Below are 374 nucleotides of genomic sequence, written 5' to 3'. Positions count from 1 at the left end.
GAGCTGGATGTTATCAATCGCGTGCCGCCTGCTCAGCGCCGTGCGTTCGAGGTAATGCGGGAACAGTTGAAGGTGCTGCAGAAGGTTGTCCGCATGCAGGCAAGCCAGAACATCGTAGCAGAGCGCCACCGGCGTGTACTCGACCGCGCCCGCGGCGTTATCCTCTTTAACCAATGAATGGCTAACACCTGTGCTGAGCTTGTCCCTCATGCTGTTCGCTTGCGGCAATGCGTTGCGTGGCCGGAAGATGGTCAGCCGGATCAGGAGCTTTAATGACCGCTTCAGTAGCTGGCAGTTCCAACGGCAGCTATTCAACCCACTTTGATGGGTTGAATAAATTGAAAATATGCATTAATTGAACCATTGAAAGGAGG

The 374-nt window shown here is 53.7% G+C and carries 1 protein-coding gene; it reads right to left on the bottom strand.

The annotated features are described in order from the left end of the window. A partial coding sequence (locus AB4Z23_RS29015; RefSeq protein ID WP_441361377.1) for a hypothetical protein occupies positions 1-210 on the bottom strand: 210 nt, incomplete at its 3' end. Positions 211-374: the final 164 nt, after the last annotated feature.

Origin of the sequence: Agrobacterium sp. MCAB5, from assembly GCF_052114365.1 — a bacterium.
Classification (GTDB): domain Bacteria; phylum Pseudomonadota; class Alphaproteobacteria; order Rhizobiales; family Rhizobiaceae; genus Agrobacterium; species Agrobacterium tumefaciens.
This window is presented reverse-complemented; position numbering and strand designations above follow the sequence as displayed.